Here is a 15,702-nt window from a genome sequence, read left to right as displayed (position 1 = left end):
GTCCGTCACGCGCTCAGCTGCCTCAGCCTGTCGGCCGGCATGATCGGATAGGCCTGGCCTTTCGAACGAACGGCAAACATCAACCTGCCGCCGATCTCGATCTCCTCGCCATGCTCGACCAGTTCGTACATCACCGGCCGCGCCACCAGCGCCTCCAGCCGCCCGCGCACCAGCACATAAGGCTTCAGCCCGCCGGTCTCGTGCTCGTCGACGAAGCGCAGCGGCCGCTCCGGTCCGGCCTCGACGACGTCGCCGACATTGGTGCGGAACGTGATGATCTGGCCCTCGCCGCTGCCCGAGACATCCATCTCGACGGCGATGAAGGGTGCGTCGGCGACGCGGATGCCGACCTTTTCCACCGGCGTCACCAGATAGGTCCTGCCGTCCGCGTCCTTGCGCAGCACCGAGGAAAAAAGCTGTACCAGCGGCATGCGGCCGATCGGCGTGCCGAGATAGAACCAGGTGCCGTCAGCCTTGATTGCCATATCCAAATCGCCGCAGAAGTCGGGATTCCAGCGCTCCACCGGGGCCGGCCCCTTGCCGGCGCGGGCCGCACGCGAGATCAGCGCCTCGAGGCCGCGCGCCTCGGTCGCGGCCGCCAGGCTTTGCTGTCTTTGTTCGGAGCCCTCTGCCATCGTCACGAAATAGTCACTGTTGTTGCGCTTGTCAGCCTAACTCTGTGATTTAAATTTGAAGGCAGGCGCCAGACGGAGCCGAATCGCGGCATTCTGCGTCAAGCTGGTATTTCCAACCACAAGGATCGATGCTGCATGAGCGTGATGGTCAAGGAAAGCCCGATCAGCGAAAAAGACATGATCGCCGAGGCCGAGAAGGCGCTGGCCGACATTTCTAGGGTCCGCGACGGGGTCGGTCGCATCATCTTCGGCCAGGAAAGTGTCGTCGAACGCGCTCTGGTGGCGCTTCTGGCCGGCGGCCACGCGCTGCTGGTCGGCGTGCCGGGCCTCGCCAAGACCAAGCTGGTCGAGACGCTGGGCATCGTGCTCGGCCTCGATTCGCGCCGCATCCAATTCACCCCCGACCTGATGCCCTCGGACATTCTCGGCTCCGAGGTGATGGAGCAGGACGAATTCGGCAAGCGCTCCTTCCGCTTCATTTCCGGGCCGATCTTCGCGCAGTTGCTGATGGCCGACGAGATCAACCGCGCCTCGCCGCGCACCCAGTCGGCGCTGCTGCAGGCCATGCAGGAGTATCACGTCACCATTGCCGGTGCCCGCCACGACCTGCCCTCGCCTTTCCATGTGCTCGCGACGCAAAACCCGCTGGAACAGGAAGGCACCTATCCGCTGCCCGAGGCACAGCTCGACCGTTTTTTGATGCAGGTCGACATCCTCTATCCCGAACTCGAGGCCGAGCGCCGCATCCTTTTGGAAACCACTGGGGTCGAGGACGCGAAGGCACAGAATGTGCTGCAGCCGGCGCGGCTGAGGGATATCCAGACGCTGATCCGCCGCATGCCGGTGCCTGAAAGCGTGGTCGAGGCAATCCTGGCCCTGGTGCGCTCGGCGCGCCCCGGCCAGGGCAACGCCGAAACCGACAGGCATGTCGCCTGGGGCCCGGGTCCCCGCGCCAGCCAGGCACTGATGCTGTGCACGAGGGCGCGCGCGCTCTATGATGGGCGGCTGGCGCCGTCGGTCGACGATGTGCGGGCTCTGGCCGAGCCGGTGCTCCAGCACCGCATGGCGCTGACCTTCGCCGCCCGCGCCGAAGGCACCAGCGTGCGCGATGTGGTGGCCAAGCTCGTGAAAGGGATTTGATGGCGCGCATCGGCGAGCTCCAGGCTCCGGCAGCGACGCGCGACGCGCTCGCCCGCGGCCGGTTGCGGGCTTCGCTCGTGCCCGACTTGCTGGTCGAGGCGCGCCGCATCGTCAACACCGTGATCGCCGGCTGGCATGGCCGCCGCAAGCGCGGCATCGGCGAGAATTTCTGGCAGTTCCGGCCCTATGTCGAAGGCGATTCCTCGCGCATCGACTGGCGCCGCTCGGCCCGCGACGACCACACCTATGTGCGCGACCGCGAATGGGAAGCGGCCCATACGGTGTGGCTGTGGGCCGACCCCTCGCCGTCCATGCTCTACAAATCGACCGGTGCCGCCGTTTCCAAGCAATCGCGCGGCCTGGTGCTGGCGCTGGCCATGGCCGAGCTGCTGTCCCGTAGCGGTGAGCGCATCGCCTGGCCCGGCCTTACCGATCCGTTCACCGCCCGCAACGGCGCCGAGCGCATCGCCGCCCAGCTCATGCATGCCGGCGACTTGCCGGCCAAGCCCGATCTCTCCGGCATCCGCCGCTTCTGCGACATCGTCATCGCCAGTGATTTCCTCGACCCGGTCGAGGAAACCATGGCCTGGCTCGACGTGCTCGCCCGCCATGGCGTGCGCGCGCATCTGATCGAGGTCGCCGACCCGGCCGAGGAGACATTCCCCTATGCCGGCCGCACCGAATTCACCGACCCGGAGAGCGGCGAGAAGCTGACCGCCGGCCGCGCCGAGATGCTGGCCGATGAGTATCGCCTGCTCTATGGCGCCCGACGCCAGGAACTGGCCAGCTGGTGCAAGCGGCTCGGCTGGAGCTTCACCGTCAACCACACCGATCGGCTGGCTTCCGACGCCCTGGTACGCCTGCACATGGCGATGACCGATGGCGGTCAGCCCGGGCTGACCGCTGTTGGCCGCGCCGGCATGATCGCTGGTGGCGATCAGCCCAGGCCGATCGCTGGCGATCGCGGCGGCATGATCGCTAGTGGCGATCAGCCAGGAAAGGCCGTCGCATGAGCTGGCTGCCGCTTTCCTTTGGCGCGCCCATGCTGCTGTGGGGTCTTTTGGCGCTGCCGGTGATCTGGTGGCTGCTCAGGCTGACCCCGCCCAGGCCGCAGACCGAGGTGTTTCCGCCGCTGAAGATCCTGGCGCGCGTGCTGAAGCGCGAGGAAACCCCGCAGCAGAGCCCCTGGTGGCTGACGCTGCTCAGGCTGCTGATGGCGGCGCTCATCGTCGCCGCCCTTGCCGAACCGGTCTTCAATCCGCGCGAGAAACTGCCGGCCGAGGGCGCGGCCCTGGCGCTGGTCGTCGACAATGGCTGGGCAAGCGCCGCCGACTGGAACAAGCGCATCGCAACCGCCGAGCGGCTGATCGCCGACGCCGGTTCGAACGGCGTGCCGATCATCATCGCCTTCACCGCCGAAAAACCCAATGCCGAGATCGGCCCCTTCGATGCGGCCGCGGCGCTCGACCGCCTGCGCGCGGCAAAGCCCCGGCCGATCCCGACCGACCGACCGGCGGTCTACGCGCGCGTCGCAGCCGCCCTGGAGCGCCTGCCGGGCGCCAGCGTCGCCGTGCTGGCCGACGGCCTGGCGGCGAAGGGCGACGAGGCCGCCTTCAACACGCTTCTGTCCAAAAACGCTGCCCGGGTCGTGTGGGCCGTCGCCGACCGGATGCCGCTGACCGGCCTGACGGGCGCCGAGAACGAGGTCGACGGTTTTGCCCTCACCGCCATCCGGCCGCCCGGCGATGCGGCCCCGGCGCAAGTCACCGCCGGCGCCTTCGACGACAAGGGCCGCCGCATCGCCGATGCGACGCTGACTTTCGCACCCGGCCAATCCACCGCCACCGGCACCATGGCGGTGCCGTTCGAGCTGCGCAATGATTTCGCTTCGATCGCGCTCGATGGCGAGCGTCAGGCGGGCGCGGTGCGCGTGCTGGACGAAAGCTCCAAGCGCCGCCGCGTCGGACTCCTGTCGCAGGCCGAGGCCGACCAGGCGCAGCCGCTGCTGTCGCCGCTCTACTACATCAGGCGCGCGCTGCAGCCCTTCGCCGACCTGGTCGAACCTTCCAGCGCCGACCTGGCCGACGCCATTCCGCAGATCCTCGACCAGAAGCCGGCGATGATCGTCATGGCCGATATCGGCACCATTCCCGCACAGATCAGGCCAAGGCTCGTCGACTGGGTTGAAAAGGGCGGCACGCTGGTGCGTTTCGCCGGGTCGCGGCTGGCCGCCGCCGGCAATGACGACGACCTTCTGCCGGTGCGTCTGCGCACCGGCGAACGCTCGCTCGGCGGCGCACTGTCATGGACCACGCCGCAGCCGGTCACCGAATTCCCCAAGGCTGGCCCCTTCGCCGATCTGGCGCCGCCGACCGAGGTGACCGTTTCCAGGCAGGTGCTGGCCGAACCGACGCCCGATATCGTCGAGCGCACCTGGGCAGCGCTTGCCGACGGTACGCCGCTGGTCACCGGGCTGAAGAAGGGCAAGGGCACGCTCGTGCTGTTCCACGTCACGCCCGAAGCGACCTGGTCGAACCTGCCGATCTCCGGCAGCTTCGTCGAGATGCTGCGCCGCATCGTGCAGCTGTCGCGCAACCAGGGGGCCGCCATCGCCAATGCCGAAGCCGCCGCCACCTCGCTGGCGCCCTACCGCATGATAGCGGCCGACGGAATGCTGGTGCCGCCGACGCCGGATGCGCGCCCGCTGGTGCCGGGCGCCGGCGCTCTGCCGGTGACCTTCGAGAACCCGCCCGGCCTCTATGGCTCGGAGGCCGGCGTTTTCGCCCACAATCTGCTCGATGCGACAAGCACGCTTGCGCCGCTGGCGCGCCCGCAAATCACTGTCCCGGTCACCACAATTCAGTATGCCTTTGACGAATCGCGTAATTTGAAGGGCGCGCTGGTGGCCGCCGCGCTGGCGCTGATGGTGCTCGATACGCTGGCGGTGTTCTGGATGGGCGGCCTGTTGACGCGCAGGCCGCGCCGCGCTGCGGCCGTAACCACCATGGCGGCCATTCTGATCGGGCTCGGCGCGCTGTTCGGCCATGTCGGCCCCGCGCGCGCCGACGATGCCAAGCCTGGCGACACCGCCGCGATAGAGGACATCTCCAAGACCCGGATAGCCTATGTGCTGACTGGCGTGCCCGGCGACGATTCGATCAGTCGCGCCGGGCTCGAGGGCCTGACCCGCTTCCTCATCGAGAAGACCGCGCTCGAGCCGGGCGCGCCGGCCGGCGTCGACATCTCCAAGGACGAGCTTTCGTTCTTTCCCCTCATCTATTGGCCGATCGATCCGGCCGCAGCCATGCCCAGCCAGGCCGCGATTGCCCGTATCGATGCCTATATGCAGCAGGGCGGCACCGTGCTGTTCGACACGCGCGACCAGTTCGCCAACGGCATCGGCGCCGACTCGACCAGCCCCGCCACCGAGCGGCTGCGCGACATCCTCGGCAACCTCAACGTGCCGCCGCTGGAGCCGGTGCCGTCGGATCATGTTCTGACCAAATCCTTCTTCATCCTGCCCGAATTCCCTGGCCGCTTCGCCGGCAGCCCGCTCTGGGTCGAGGCATCGCTCGACGCCAGCAATGCCGAAAACCGGCCGGTGCGTACCGGTGACGGCGTCTCGCCGATCATGATCACCGCCAATGATTTTGCTGGCGCCTGGGCCGTCGACGAGAATGGCGACCCGCTGCTGCCGACCGTGCCCAACGACCCGATGCAGCGCATCTATGCGTTGCGCGCCGGGGTCAACATCATGATGTACATGCTGACCGGCAACTACAAATCCGACCAGGTGCACGTGCCCATATTGCTTGAACGGTTGGGCCAGTAAGATGACGCTCCTTCTTGCGCCCGCCCCGCGGATCGGCCCTCCCTGCAAGGGGGAGGGTAAGACGTGAACTGGTCGATCTCCTTCGAACCGCTGATCTCCTGGCCGCTGCTGGCCCTTGTGCTGGTGCCGCTGGCCCTGCTCGCGGCCGTGGGCCTGTGGTTTCGCCAGCGCGGCGCGGTCCTGCGCCTCGTCGCATTGCTGGCGCTCGCCGCCGCTCTCTTCAATCCGGTGTTCCTCAACGAGGAGCGCGAGCCGCAGCAAAGCGTGGTTGCCCTGATCGTCGACCGCAGCCAGAGCCAGGACATCGGTGAACGGACCAAACAGACCGACGAGGCGCTGGCCGGGCTTGAGCAGCGCCTCGGCCGCTTCAAGCAGTTCGACGTCCGCGTCGTCGAGGCCGGCAAGTCGGAAGCCGCCGAGGAACGCACGGAAACGCGGCTGTTCGGCGCGCTCGAAAACGCCTTCCGCGACGTGCCGCCCTCGCGCATCGGCGGCGCCGTCATGATCACCGATGGCGAAGTGCATGACGCACCCGCCGGCGCGCCTGATTTCAATGCCCCGCTGCACGCCTTGATCACCGGCAACGACCACGAGAAGGATCGCCGCATACGTTTCGAGAACGCGCCCCGCTTCGCCCTCGTCGGCAAGCCGCTCGATATGACCTATCGCGTCATTTCAACCAGCAACGAGACCGGGCCGGTCGATGTGCGCGTTTCGGTCAATGGCGAGCAGGTCGCTGTCGAGCATGCCACCGTCGGCCAGGCCATGCCGCTGCACGTGACCATTCCCGGCGCTGGGCGCAACATCATCGAACTCGCCATCGATCGCGAGCCGGGCGAGCTCACCGACACCAACAACCGCGCCATCGCGCTGGTCGACGGCATTCGCGAGAACCTGCGCGTGCTGCTCGTCTCTGGCGAGCCGCATGCGGGCGAGCGCACCTGGCGCAATCTGTTGAAATCCGACGCCTCGGTCGATCTCGTCCATTTCACCATCCTGCGGCCACCGGAGAAGCAGGACGGCACGCCGATCAACGAATTGTCGCTGATCGCCTTCCCGACGCGGGAACTGTTCGTCGAGAAGATCAAGGATTTCGACCTGATCATCTTCGACCGCTACCAGCACCGCGACGTGCTGCCGATCCTCTATTACGACTACATCTCCGAATATGTCGAAAAGGGCGGCGCGCTGCTGATTGCGGCCGGACCCGAATATGCCGGTGAAAGCTCGATCGCGCGTACGCCGCTGATGTCGGCGCTGCCGGCGATGCCGACCGGCGAGGTCGTCGACAAGGCGTTCTATCCTCGCCTCACCGACATCGGCCAGCGCCATCCGGTGACGCGCGGTCTCGACGGCTCTGCCAGCGAGCCGCCGCACTGGAGCCGCTGGTTCCGCACCATCGGCGTGCAGAATCCCGAAGGCGAGGTGGTGATGAAGGGAGCCGACAACCGGCCGCTGCTCCTGCTCGACCGCAAGGGAGAAGGCCGCGTCGGCATGCTTCTGTCCGACCAGGGCTGGCTGTGGGCGCGCGGCTTCGAAGGCGGCGGCCCGCATGTCCAGCTCTACCGCCGCATCGCCCACTGGCTGATGAAGGAGCCAGAACTCGAGGAGGAACGGCTGACCGCCGACGGGCGCGGCATGGTGCTGGAAATTCGCCGCCAGACCATGGCCGACGACCCCGGCCCGGCCCAGATCATCACGCCCTCCGGCAAGACCATCACCGTCAAGCTCGAGAAATCCGAACCCGGTGTCTTCCTGGGCAGCGCCCAGACCTCCGAGATCGGCCTTTACCAGGTCGGCAATGGCGACCTTACCGCTCTTGCCCATGTCGGGCCGGTCAACGCACCCGAATTCGCCGACGTCGTTTCCACGCAGGACCGGCTGAAGGCTCCCGCCGAAGCCACCGGCGGCAGCGTTCGCAGGCTTGCGGGATCGACCCTTGGAGGCGGCGACGTGACCTTGCCCTCGATCGTCCCCGTACGGTCCTCGGGAGAAGCGTCCGGCGCCGACTGGATCGGCCTGCGCACCACCGACGACAGCGTGCTCAAGGCGGTCTCGCGCGTTCCGCTGTTCGGCGGCTTCCTCGGCCTCGGCCTGCTGCTGCTGGCGATGGGTTCGATGTGGTACCGCGAAGGACGATAGGAGCATTTTCCCTCCTCCCCTTGTGGGAGAAGGGAAGAAGCCTGCTCTACTCTTCCGGCTCCGTCGTGAACATCAGCGGATAGCCCTTGGCCTTGCCGGCGTCGGTGGCCCGTGTCGCCTTTGTCTCGGCGACGTCCTTGGTGAAGACGGCGACGACGCAGACGCCGCGCCGATGCGCCGTGATCATCACCCGATGCGCCTGGTCTTCGCTGAGCTTGAACTCGCCCTTCAGCACCGTCACCACGAATTCACGCGGCGTGAAATCGTCATTGAGCAGGATGACCTTGTAGAGCTTCGGCCGCTCGGTCTTGGGTAGGGTCTGCGTACGGGGTTTTGTCGTGATTTCAGGCATGGGAACCGGCAATTGCGCGAGCCTCGGCTACGCCCCTATTTTCGCACGGGCGAAAGCGAGCGTCCAATCACAGAGCTATGTGGGAAGTGCGGCCCGCGGTTCAACGGCCCTGGCGGCCGAAGCCGCGCCGGGAGGGCAAGTTTCCGGCAGCATCCGACCGGCGTTCCATCCAGGATGCGACCGGCCAGGCGACGACGCAGATCAGCGTCACGCTGGCAAGTGCGATGAGCAGCCAGGTCTGCGCGGGCGTGATGTAATCCCAGTCGGTGGAAATCACAGGCGCGAACAGTGACGGCTCGGTGCGGCCGCTGGCCGGATCCGGCACGGGACTGGCGGTGAACAGGATCATAAGCCGGGCGGCGCCGGTGGCGACCAGGCTGCCGAACACGATCGAGCGCAGAATGGACGAAAGCCGCCTCTTCATGCGGATTGTCCTACGGCGCCGGCCTTGCAATCGGGTTAAGGCCGATCGAGACAAAGCCGCCGGCGCCGGCTTCGGCCACATCGTTCGGACCTGTCCGTTCGCTTCACTGCCGATACACGGCCTTCGGCTTTTTCGGACAGGAAGAAGGCCGCTCCAGCAAAACGCGACTGGAGCGGCCTTGTCATAAGGCAGGCAGTGTGCCCGACCTGGATTAAGCCTTCGGAGCGACCTTCTTGTCGGTCTTCTTGACAGTCTTCTTCGCCTTCTTGTGCTTCTTGGCAACGACCTTCTTCACCGGAGGCTTGGCGGTCGTGGTCGCCGGAGCGGTGGTCGTCGAGGAAGCAGCCGGAGCGGCGGTCGTGGTGGCAGCGGCGTTGCCGAGAGCCGGCATGGCGAAGGCGAGAGCAACGGCGAGACCGGTGGCGGAGAGGATGGACTTTTTCATGGCTTCATTTCCTTTTCATGCGGGTCGGGTTTCGAGTGTCACTGAACCGGGTCGTTCGGTGTCACCCCCAGCAACTTCAAAGCGTTGGCGAGCATCCGGATACCCTGTGCCTGTTTCTTGGCGGCGCAGTACCGGTTGCCCTTTCTCTGAAGTGCCTTTGCCGCGGTGACCTGCGTTGCCGCGGCATGGGTTTCGAGGGCTTCATCGAATTGGTGGCTGAGATTGGCACACCGCTCGGTCCGGGTGGTGGGCGTCACTTTTGCATCCGATTGTCCAGCAGCGGCTGTGACGAGCGAAATGCCCATCAACGCACCCAACAAACTGATCGACAACCTTGGCATCGGTTAATCCGTGAACCCGGAGACTTGCGTCGCGGCCAAATGACCTGACCGCCACGGCACCGTTATGCCGGCGTAGTTTTTCAGGAGTTTTTCCCGATTATAGAATTTTGTTTCTGGATTGTGTCTGTGCGCCCCGGCGGGAGGCCTCCAGCGCATTCGGTGTGGAGATTGCCAGATTTACCTTGCCTTGAAATCCAAGGCACTGGCCAACATATGGCCCGAATTCTATCGTGTGGGTGGCCGCCTGCCGGCTTGGCAGGTCAACGAAGACAGGATCCCCGTGAAATCCGACGCACACATACTGATCGTCGACGACGACAAGGGCATTCGCGACCTGCTGCAGGAGTTCTTCCAGAAGCGCGGCCTGCACACATCGGTTGCCGCCGACGGCACCGAGATGGAAACGATCCTGCGCCGTGCACAGGTCGATCTCATCGTGCTCGACGTCATGCTGCCCGGCAGGAGCGGGCTGGAACTGTGCCGTGACGTCCGGGCCCAGTATTCGACGCCGATCATCATGTTGACCGCCGTCACCGAGACGACAGACCGCGTGGTTGGCCTCGAGATGGGCGCCGACGACTATGTGCCCAAACCTTTCGACCCCCGCGAATTGCTGGCCCGCATACGCGCCGTGCTGCGGCGCAACGGTGCCCCCGAGCCCAAACGCGTCACATCGAAGCAGATCTACCGCTTCGCCGGCTGGACGATGGATTGTTCGCGGCGCCGGCTGACCGCGCCCGACGATGTCAGGGTCGAACTGACCATGGCGGAGTTCAATCTGTTGCAGACCTTCGTCAAGAGCGCACAGCGCGTGCTGACCCGCGACCAGCTCATCGAACTCTCCGGCGGCGATAGCGATTATTCCTTCGACCGCAGCATCGACATCCTGGTCAGCCGGCTGCGGCGCAAGATGGAAGATGACCCCAAGACGCCCAAGCTGATCCTGACGGTGCGCAGCGGCGGCTATCAGTTCCTCCCCGAAACGACTTCCGAATGAGACGTTTCCTGCCGCAGACCCTGCCTGTGTGGGTGCTGCTGATCGTCATTGCCGGCCTGTTGATCAGTCAGGTCGCGACGCTCTACATCGTGTCGCGCGACCGCGCGGCCGCCAATGACGTGGTCGATCTCTACCGCCTCAACGACCGCGCCTATTCGCTGGTGCAGCTGATGCATGCCGCCACGCCCGAGGAGCGCAAGGCGACCGCATCCGGCCTGTTCAACGCCACCTACGCTCTCACGGTTTCAGACACCCCCGCGGTCACCTCGTCGATCGCCGGCGACGATGAACTCGCCGAGCTGGAAGACATTCTCGTTGGACGGCTGTCGAAGTTCGGCGTCACCGACGCGCGCGTCCGGCGCGATCCGGCGACGCAGGAATCCGACAGCCCCGGTGGCGAGGTCATGAACAGGGACGTCGGCCAGGTGGAACGCGATCTCCTGGTGCTGGCGGCGAATTTCGCCCAGAGTGACAAGCTGACCGCCTCGCTGCGCTTCGCCGACGGCCAATGGCTGAACTTCACCGAGCCGATCACGCCGGTCGGCCCGATCCTGAGCTTCGACAGCCTGCCGCTCTATTCGCTGATAGCGGGGCTGGTGGTGATCATGTCGATCTGGTCGCTGCGCCGGCTGACCGCGCCCTACCGAATGATGGAAACCGCCGTGAACCGGATCGGCAATGACCTCAAGAGCCCGCCGATCGCCGAAAGCGGCAGCCGCGAGGTGCGCGCCGCCGCCAAGGCGATCAACGCCATGCAGGCGAGACTGCGTGAATATGTCGAGGACCGTGAGCACCTGGCCGCCGCGCTGGCGCACGACCTGCGCACGCCGATGACCAGGATGCGGCTGCGCCTGGAACTGTTGCGCAAGTCGGCGGTTCGCGAGGCGCTGGCGCACGATCTCGCCGATGTCGAGAGCATCGCCAGCTCGGTGATCGACTTTGCCACTTTCGAGGTGAACGAGGAAAAGAGCGAGCGCATCGACTTCTGGTCGCTGGTGGAATCGATCGCCGACGGCTACGCCGAGGTCTCCTTCGACAATGATGATACGCGCTCGCGCGGTCTGATCTGCATGGCGCGGCCGGTCGCGCTCAAGCGCTGCGTCACCAATCTTGTGCAAAATGCAGTCACCTACGGCAAGAAGGCGCATCTCAGCCTGTACCGGTCGGGCGACATGATCACGCTGGCCATACGCGACGAAGGGCCGGGTATTCCGCAAGCCCAGATCGACGCCGTGTTCGGATCTTTCGTGCGCCTGGAACAGTCCCGCAACCGCCAGACCGGCGGCCTCGGCCTCGGCCTCACCATCGCCCGCAACATCGCGCGTGCCGCCGGCGGCGAGATCCGCCTGTCCAACCATCCGGACGGCGGCCTGCTGACGGAGCTGCGTCTGCCGCTGGCGACTTGAGACGCGACTGAGGGATTACCGCCGCAGCACCGCGCTCAGCACGTCCCTGATGCCGATCGCGCCGACGAAGCGCGACTGGTCATCGAACAGCGCCACGGGCGCAGTCTGCGACCGGTGCATGGCCAGCATCACGGTCTTCAGCGACGTTCCGGGATTGGCCCAGAACACCTGGGCCGCTTCCTCGGGCTGGCCTTCGACCTCGGCGCAGGACACCCATACCGCCGGCTTGCCGTCACGCTCAGCCGCCGCCACGAGGCCATGGTCGTCGATCTTGAAGCGCGTCGTCTTGCGCCGGTCGAGCCACACCCAGCCGTCCTTGCCCTGTTCGAGATCGCGGCGGTCGCGCATCACGTTCCAGGCGGTGAGCACCGACAGCGGATTCACATTGGCGATGAAGTCGCGGACATAATCGTTAGCGGGCTTGAGCACGATGTCCTCCGCCGCGCCGGTCTGCACGATGCGTCCGCCCTCCATGATTGTGATGTGGCTGCCGATCTTCAGCGCTTCCTCGAGGTCGTGGCTGACGAAGATGATGGTCTTCTTCAGTTCGGCCTGCAGCTGCAGCAACTCGTCTTGCAGCTTGGTGCGGATCAGCGGGTCGAGCGCCGAGAACGGCTCGTCCATCAGAAGGATCGGCGCCTCGGTGGCGAAGGCGCGCGCCAACCCGACGCGCTGCTGCATGCCACCCGAAAGCTCATGCGCGTATTTCTTCGACCACTGCTCGAGATTGACCAGCTTGAGCTGCCTGTGCACGCGCTCCTTGCGCTCGGCGTCCGGCACGCCGGCAAGTTCGAGGCCAAGCCCGACATTCTCTTCCACCGTCCGCCACGGCAGCAGGCCGAACTGCTGGAACACCATGGCAACCTGCTTCTGCCGCAGGCGCCGCAAGGTAGCCTCGTCGCAGGTGACGACATCGACGGTGCGGTCGCCATCCTTGACCAGAACCTGGCCGCGCGAGACGACGTTCAGGCGATTGACCGCTCTCAGCAGTGTCGACTTGCCCGAGCCGGACAGACCCATGAGGACGGAAATCTCGCCCTCATGCACGGTAAGGCTGGCCCCGGCACAACCGAGCACATTGCCGGTCTGCTCGAGGATCTCGGCGCGCGTCGCACCCTTGTCGATCAGCGCCAGCGAACCCGCCTGGTCGGCGCCGAAGACGATATCGACGTTCCTGAAATCGACGGCGACGGTCATTTCTTGCCTCCAACGCCAATGCGGGTCATGCGGTCGAGCACGATGGCGAGCACGACAATGGCGAGCCCGGCCTCGAGGCCGAGATCGATGCGGCGCGAACCGAGCGCGCGGTTGATCTCGGTGCCGAGCCCGCCGGCGCCGATCAGCGCTGCGAACACCACCATCGACAGCGACAGCATGATCGACTGGGTCAGGCCCGCCATGATGGTGGGCAGCGCCGAGGGCAGTTCGACCTTCCACAGCAGCTGGCTCCTGGTGGCGCCGAAGGCCTCGCCGGCCTCGATGATCGACTTGGGCACGGAGACGACGCCGAGATGCGTGAGCCGGACCGCGGTCGGGATGACGAAGATGATGGTGACGATGAGGCCGGGCGCGTTGCCAAGGCCGAACAGGGTCAGCACCGGGATCAGGTAGACGAAGGTCGGCAGCGTCTGCATCAGGTCGAGCACCGGCAGCATGAAGCGGTAGACCTTCGGCTTGTGCGCCGCCCAGATGCCGAGCGGCACGCCGATGGCCATTGCCATGGCGGCGGCGGCCACGACCAGCACCAGCGTCTGCACCGTCTGTTTCCACAGGTTCTGGTTGATGATGAAGATCAGCCCGAGGAAGACGCCGATCGCGAGCGGGCGCGAACGCTGCAGCAGCCAGGCAATGATGGCGATGATGAGCGCCAGCAGCACCGGCGGCACCACCAGCAGGAGGTCGACCAGGCCGTCGAGGATGAAGTTCAGGCCGTTGGAAAAGGCCCTGAAGACGGTGTCGAAATTGTCGGTGAGAAACCCGAAGAACGCCTTGCCCCATGGGCCGATGGGAATCTTGTAGCTGACCAGGAATTTGGAAATCGGATCCATCTTGCCCCCTCTCCTACCGGCATCGCTTTGCCGCGGTGTCCGCTGTCGTCACGTCATCTTCTCACAGCATATGAAAAAGGGCAGCCTTTTCCAGTGGCTGCCCTTTTGTTCTCACGCGTGCATGCCGAAGTCAGTCGACTCAGCTCCCCAGTGCGGTCTTGATGGCCGCTGCCGCATCGCCGCCGTCGAAGGTGGTCACGCCGGCGATCCAGGGTGTCACGGCATCCGGATTTTTCTTCAGCCAGTCGGTGGCGACAGTCTGGGCGTCGCCGCCCTTGAGGATGGCGTCCATCAACTGGCCTTCCATGTCCAGGTTGAACTTGAGGTTGGCAATGAGCTTGCCGGCGTTCGGGCACTCGGTGGTGTAGCCCTTGCGCACATTGGTGTGGACGGTGGCGGCACCGAAGCCGCTGTCGCCCATGCCGTCGAGATAGGTGATCTTCATGGCGCCCATCACCGGGTGCGGCGTCCAGCCGAGGAAGGCGATCCACTCATTGTTCTTCATCGACTGCTCGGCCTGCGTCAGCATGCCGGCCTCCGAGGATTCGACCAGTTCGAAGCCTTCGAGATTGTCCTTCGGGTTCTTGATCATGTCGAGGATGATGCGGTTGCCGTCATTGCCGGCCTCGATGCCGTAGATCTTGCCGTCGAACTTGTCCTTGAACTTGCCGAGGTCGGTGAGTGTCTTGACGCCGGCATCCGCCACATAGGTCGGCACGACGATGCCGTAGCCGGCGCCGGTCAGGTTCGTGCTGATGGTCTCCACCGAACCGTCGGCCGTGTAGTCCTTGATGTCGTTGGTCATCGACGGCATCCAGTTGCCCAGGAAGACATCGAGGTCCTTGTTCTTCAGCGACGCCATCGTCACCGGCACCGACAGTTGGATTACCTGCGGCTCGTAGCCGAGCGCCGTGAGCAGCACCGAGGCGATGCCGGTCGTCGCCTGGATATCGGTCCATCCGACATCGGAAAGGCGTACCGCCTTGCAGCTAGCCGGATCCCCGGCGAAGGCAGCGCTCGTCGACAAGAAAGCCGCAAGGCCGAGGCCTGCGACGAAGGAATTCATAGGCGACATGAACTTTCTCCCATTTCGATTCTTTGGCGAGGCGAAGTCACGGTTTTTGTGCCCGCCTTGTTTCGTCAGCCAAACACCATTCTCGTGCGGTTTCAAGCATTAAGGCAATCACGATCAACGGCGCTGGCTGGCCGATCAGCGACACGTCAGCCGCTTTTTCCATGCGAGCCGGCTTTTTTGGTGGAAGGCCTGCCAGGGGCCTTCCCCGGGCCCGGCCAAGTGGGCTTAAAAGGGCGCCATGGCCAAACTGTATTTCCACTACGCGACGATGAATGCGGGCAAGACGACGATGCTCCTGCAGGCGTCGTACAATTACCGCGAGCGCGGCATGACGACGATGCTGTTCGTCGCCGGCCACTACCGCAAGGGCGACACCGGCCTGATTTCGTCACGCATCGGACTGGAAACGGAAGCCGAGATGTTTCGTGACGGCGACGACCTGTTCGCCCGCGTCGCCGAACATCATCAGCACGGTGCCGTGCATTGCGTCTTCGTCGACGAGGCGCAGTTCCTCGCGGAGGAGCAGGTCTGGCAGTTCGCCCGGATCGCCGACCGGCTCGACATTCCGGTCATGTGCTATGGCCTGCGCACGGATTTCCAGGGCAAGCTGTTTTCCGGCTCGCGCGCTTTGCTGGCCATAGCCGATGAGCTGCGCGAAGTGCGCACCATCTGCCGCTGCGGCCGCAAGGCCACGATGGTTGTGCGCCTCGGCCGCGACGGCAAGGTCGCTCGGCAGGGGGAGCAGGTGGCGATCGGCAAGGACGTCTATGTCTCGCTCTGCCGTCGCCATTGGGAAGAAGAAATGGGTCGCGCCGCCCCCGACGATTTCATCGGCTTTGTCGCGCCTTGACCGGGCTGTGGCATC

Annotated in this window: 16 protein-coding genes; 7 read left to right on the top strand and 9 right to left on the bottom strand. The window is 65.4% G+C overall.

What is annotated here, in order from left to right; all coding sequences use genetic code 11:
* Positions 1 to 5: 5 nt before the first annotated feature.
* Positions 6 to 635, bottom strand: coding sequence for a DUF1285 domain-containing protein (locus FJ443_RS22670; RefSeq protein ID WP_140666155.1), 630 nt, complete (start codon positions 633 to 635; stop codon positions 6 to 8).
* A 135-nt stretch (positions 636 to 770) separates the two neighbouring features.
* On the opposite strand from FJ443_RS22670, the gene FJ443_RS22665 reads away from it, so the two are divergent.
* The 4 genes from FJ443_RS22665 (at position 771) to FJ443_RS22650 (ending at position 7,749) form a co-directional block, all read left to right on the top strand.
* Positions 771 to 1,775, top strand: a complete 1,005-nt coding sequence (locus FJ443_RS22665) for a MoxR family ATPase (RefSeq protein WP_140496049.1) — start codon at positions 771 to 773, stop codon at positions 1,773 to 1,775.
* Positions 1,775 to 2,788, top strand: a complete 1,014-nt coding sequence (locus tag FJ443_RS22660; protein ID WP_140524921.1) for a DUF58 domain-containing protein — start codon at positions 1,775 to 1,777, stop codon at positions 2,786 to 2,788. The genes FJ443_RS22665 and FJ443_RS22660 overlap by 1 nt, the downstream gene beginning before the upstream one ends.
* Entirely contained in the window at positions 2,785 to 5,607 is a 2,823-nt protein-coding gene (locus tag FJ443_RS22655) for a DUF4159 domain-containing protein (protein WP_140666060.1), read from the top strand. Before FJ443_RS22660 ends, FJ443_RS22655 begins: the two co-directional genes overlap by 4 nt.
* Before the next feature lie 63 nt (positions 5,608 to 5,670).
* Positions 5,671 to 7,749: a hypothetical protein gene (locus tag FJ443_RS22650; protein WP_140496052.1), complete on the top strand. Its 2,079-nt coding sequence runs from the start codon at positions 5,671 to 5,673 to the stop codon at positions 7,747 to 7,749.
* A gap of 46 nt (positions 7,750 to 7,795) precedes the next feature.
* Here FJ443_RS22650 and clpS read toward each other — a convergent pair whose 3' ends face one another.
* The 4 genes from clpS to FJ443_RS22630 all read right to left on the bottom strand — a co-directional run bounded on the left by clpS (position 7,796) and on the right by FJ443_RS22630 (position 9,311).
* Positions 7,796 to 8,101: an ATP-dependent Clp protease adapter ClpS gene (gene clpS / locus FJ443_RS22645; RefSeq protein WP_140496053.1), complete on the bottom strand. Its 306-nt coding sequence runs from the start codon at positions 8,099 to 8,101 to the stop codon at positions 7,796 to 7,798.
* A gap of 100 nt (positions 8,102 to 8,201) precedes the next feature.
* Positions 8,202 to 8,525 (bottom strand): hypothetical protein, encoded by a 324-nt coding sequence (locus FJ443_RS22640; RefSeq protein WP_140666058.1) that lies wholly within the window; start codon positions 8,523 to 8,525, stop codon positions 8,202 to 8,204.
* A gap of 211 nt (positions 8,526 to 8,736) precedes the next feature.
* The gene (locus FJ443_RS22635; RefSeq protein ID WP_140496055.1) at positions 8,737 to 8,970 is read right to left on the bottom strand and encodes a hypothetical protein; all 234 of its coding nucleotides are present in this window, start codon (positions 8,968 to 8,970) and stop codon (positions 8,737 to 8,739) included.
* Positions 8,971 to 9,008: 38 nt separating this feature from the next.
* Positions 9,009 to 9,311: a hypothetical protein gene (locus FJ443_RS22630; protein WP_140496056.1), complete on the bottom strand. Its 303-nt coding sequence runs from the start codon at positions 9,309 to 9,311 to the stop codon at positions 9,009 to 9,011.
* Between the two features lie 280 nt (positions 9,312 to 9,591).
* On the opposite strand from FJ443_RS22630, the gene FJ443_RS22625 reads away from it, so the two are divergent.
* Together FJ443_RS22625 and FJ443_RS22620 are read left to right on the top strand one after the other, a co-directional pair.
* Positions 9,592 to 10,308 carry a response regulator transcription factor gene (locus tag FJ443_RS22625; RefSeq protein WP_140496057.1) on the top strand — a complete coding sequence of 239 codons (717 nt, stop codon included), beginning with the start codon at positions 9,592 to 9,594 and terminating at the stop codon, positions 10,306 to 10,308.
* The gene (locus tag FJ443_RS22620) at positions 10,305 to 11,714 is read left to right on the top strand and encodes an ATP-binding protein (RefSeq protein WP_140496058.1); all 1,410 of its coding nucleotides are present in this window, start codon (positions 10,305 to 10,307) and stop codon (positions 11,712 to 11,714) included. The genes FJ443_RS22625 and FJ443_RS22620 overlap by 4 nt, the downstream gene beginning before the upstream one ends.
* A 15-nt stretch (positions 11,715 to 11,729) precedes the next feature.
* Here the strand turns inward: FJ443_RS22620 and choV are convergent, their stop codons facing one another.
* The 4 genes from choV to FJ443_RS31975 all read right to left on the bottom strand — a co-directional run bounded on the left by choV (position 11,730) and on the right by FJ443_RS31975 (position 15,000).
* Positions 11,730 to 12,911 (bottom strand): choline ABC transporter ATP-binding protein, encoded by a 1,182-nt coding sequence (choV, locus tag FJ443_RS22615; protein ID WP_140496059.1) that lies wholly within the window; start codon positions 12,909 to 12,911, stop codon positions 11,730 to 11,732.
* The gene (gene choW / locus FJ443_RS22610; RefSeq protein WP_140496060.1) at positions 12,908 to 13,762 is read right to left on the bottom strand and encodes a choline ABC transporter permease subunit; all 855 of its coding nucleotides are present in this window, start codon (positions 13,760 to 13,762) and stop codon (positions 12,908 to 12,910) included. The genes choV and choW overlap by 4 nt, the downstream gene beginning before the upstream one ends.
* A 139-nt stretch (positions 13,763 to 13,901) precedes the next feature.
* The gene (locus tag FJ443_RS22605; RefSeq protein WP_140666056.1) at positions 13,902 to 14,837 is read right to left on the bottom strand and encodes a choline ABC transporter substrate-binding protein; all 936 of its coding nucleotides are present in this window, start codon (positions 14,835 to 14,837) and stop codon (positions 13,902 to 13,904) included.
* Between the two features lie 37 nt (positions 14,838 to 14,874).
* The gene (locus FJ443_RS31975; RefSeq protein ID WP_263483040.1) at positions 14,875 to 15,000 is read right to left on the bottom strand and encodes a hypothetical protein; all 126 of its coding nucleotides are present in this window, start codon (positions 14,998 to 15,000) and stop codon (positions 14,875 to 14,877) included.
* Positions 15,001 to 15,075: 75 nt separating this feature from the next.
* Here FJ443_RS31975 and FJ443_RS22600 point away from each other — a divergent pair, with 75 nt between their 5' ends.
* Positions 15,076 to 15,687, top strand: coding sequence for a thymidine kinase (locus tag FJ443_RS22600; protein ID WP_140496062.1), 612 nt, complete (start codon positions 15,076 to 15,078; stop codon positions 15,685 to 15,687).
* Positions 15,688 to 15,702: the final 15 nt, after the last annotated feature.

Origin of the sequence: Mesorhizobium sp. B2-6-1, from assembly GCF_006440475.1 — a bacterium.
Lineage (GTDB): Bacteria > Pseudomonadota > Alphaproteobacteria > Rhizobiales > Rhizobiaceae > Mesorhizobium.
The sequence above is the reverse complement of the archived record's forward strand: the minus strand, read 5'-3'. Positions and strand labels throughout refer to the sequence as shown.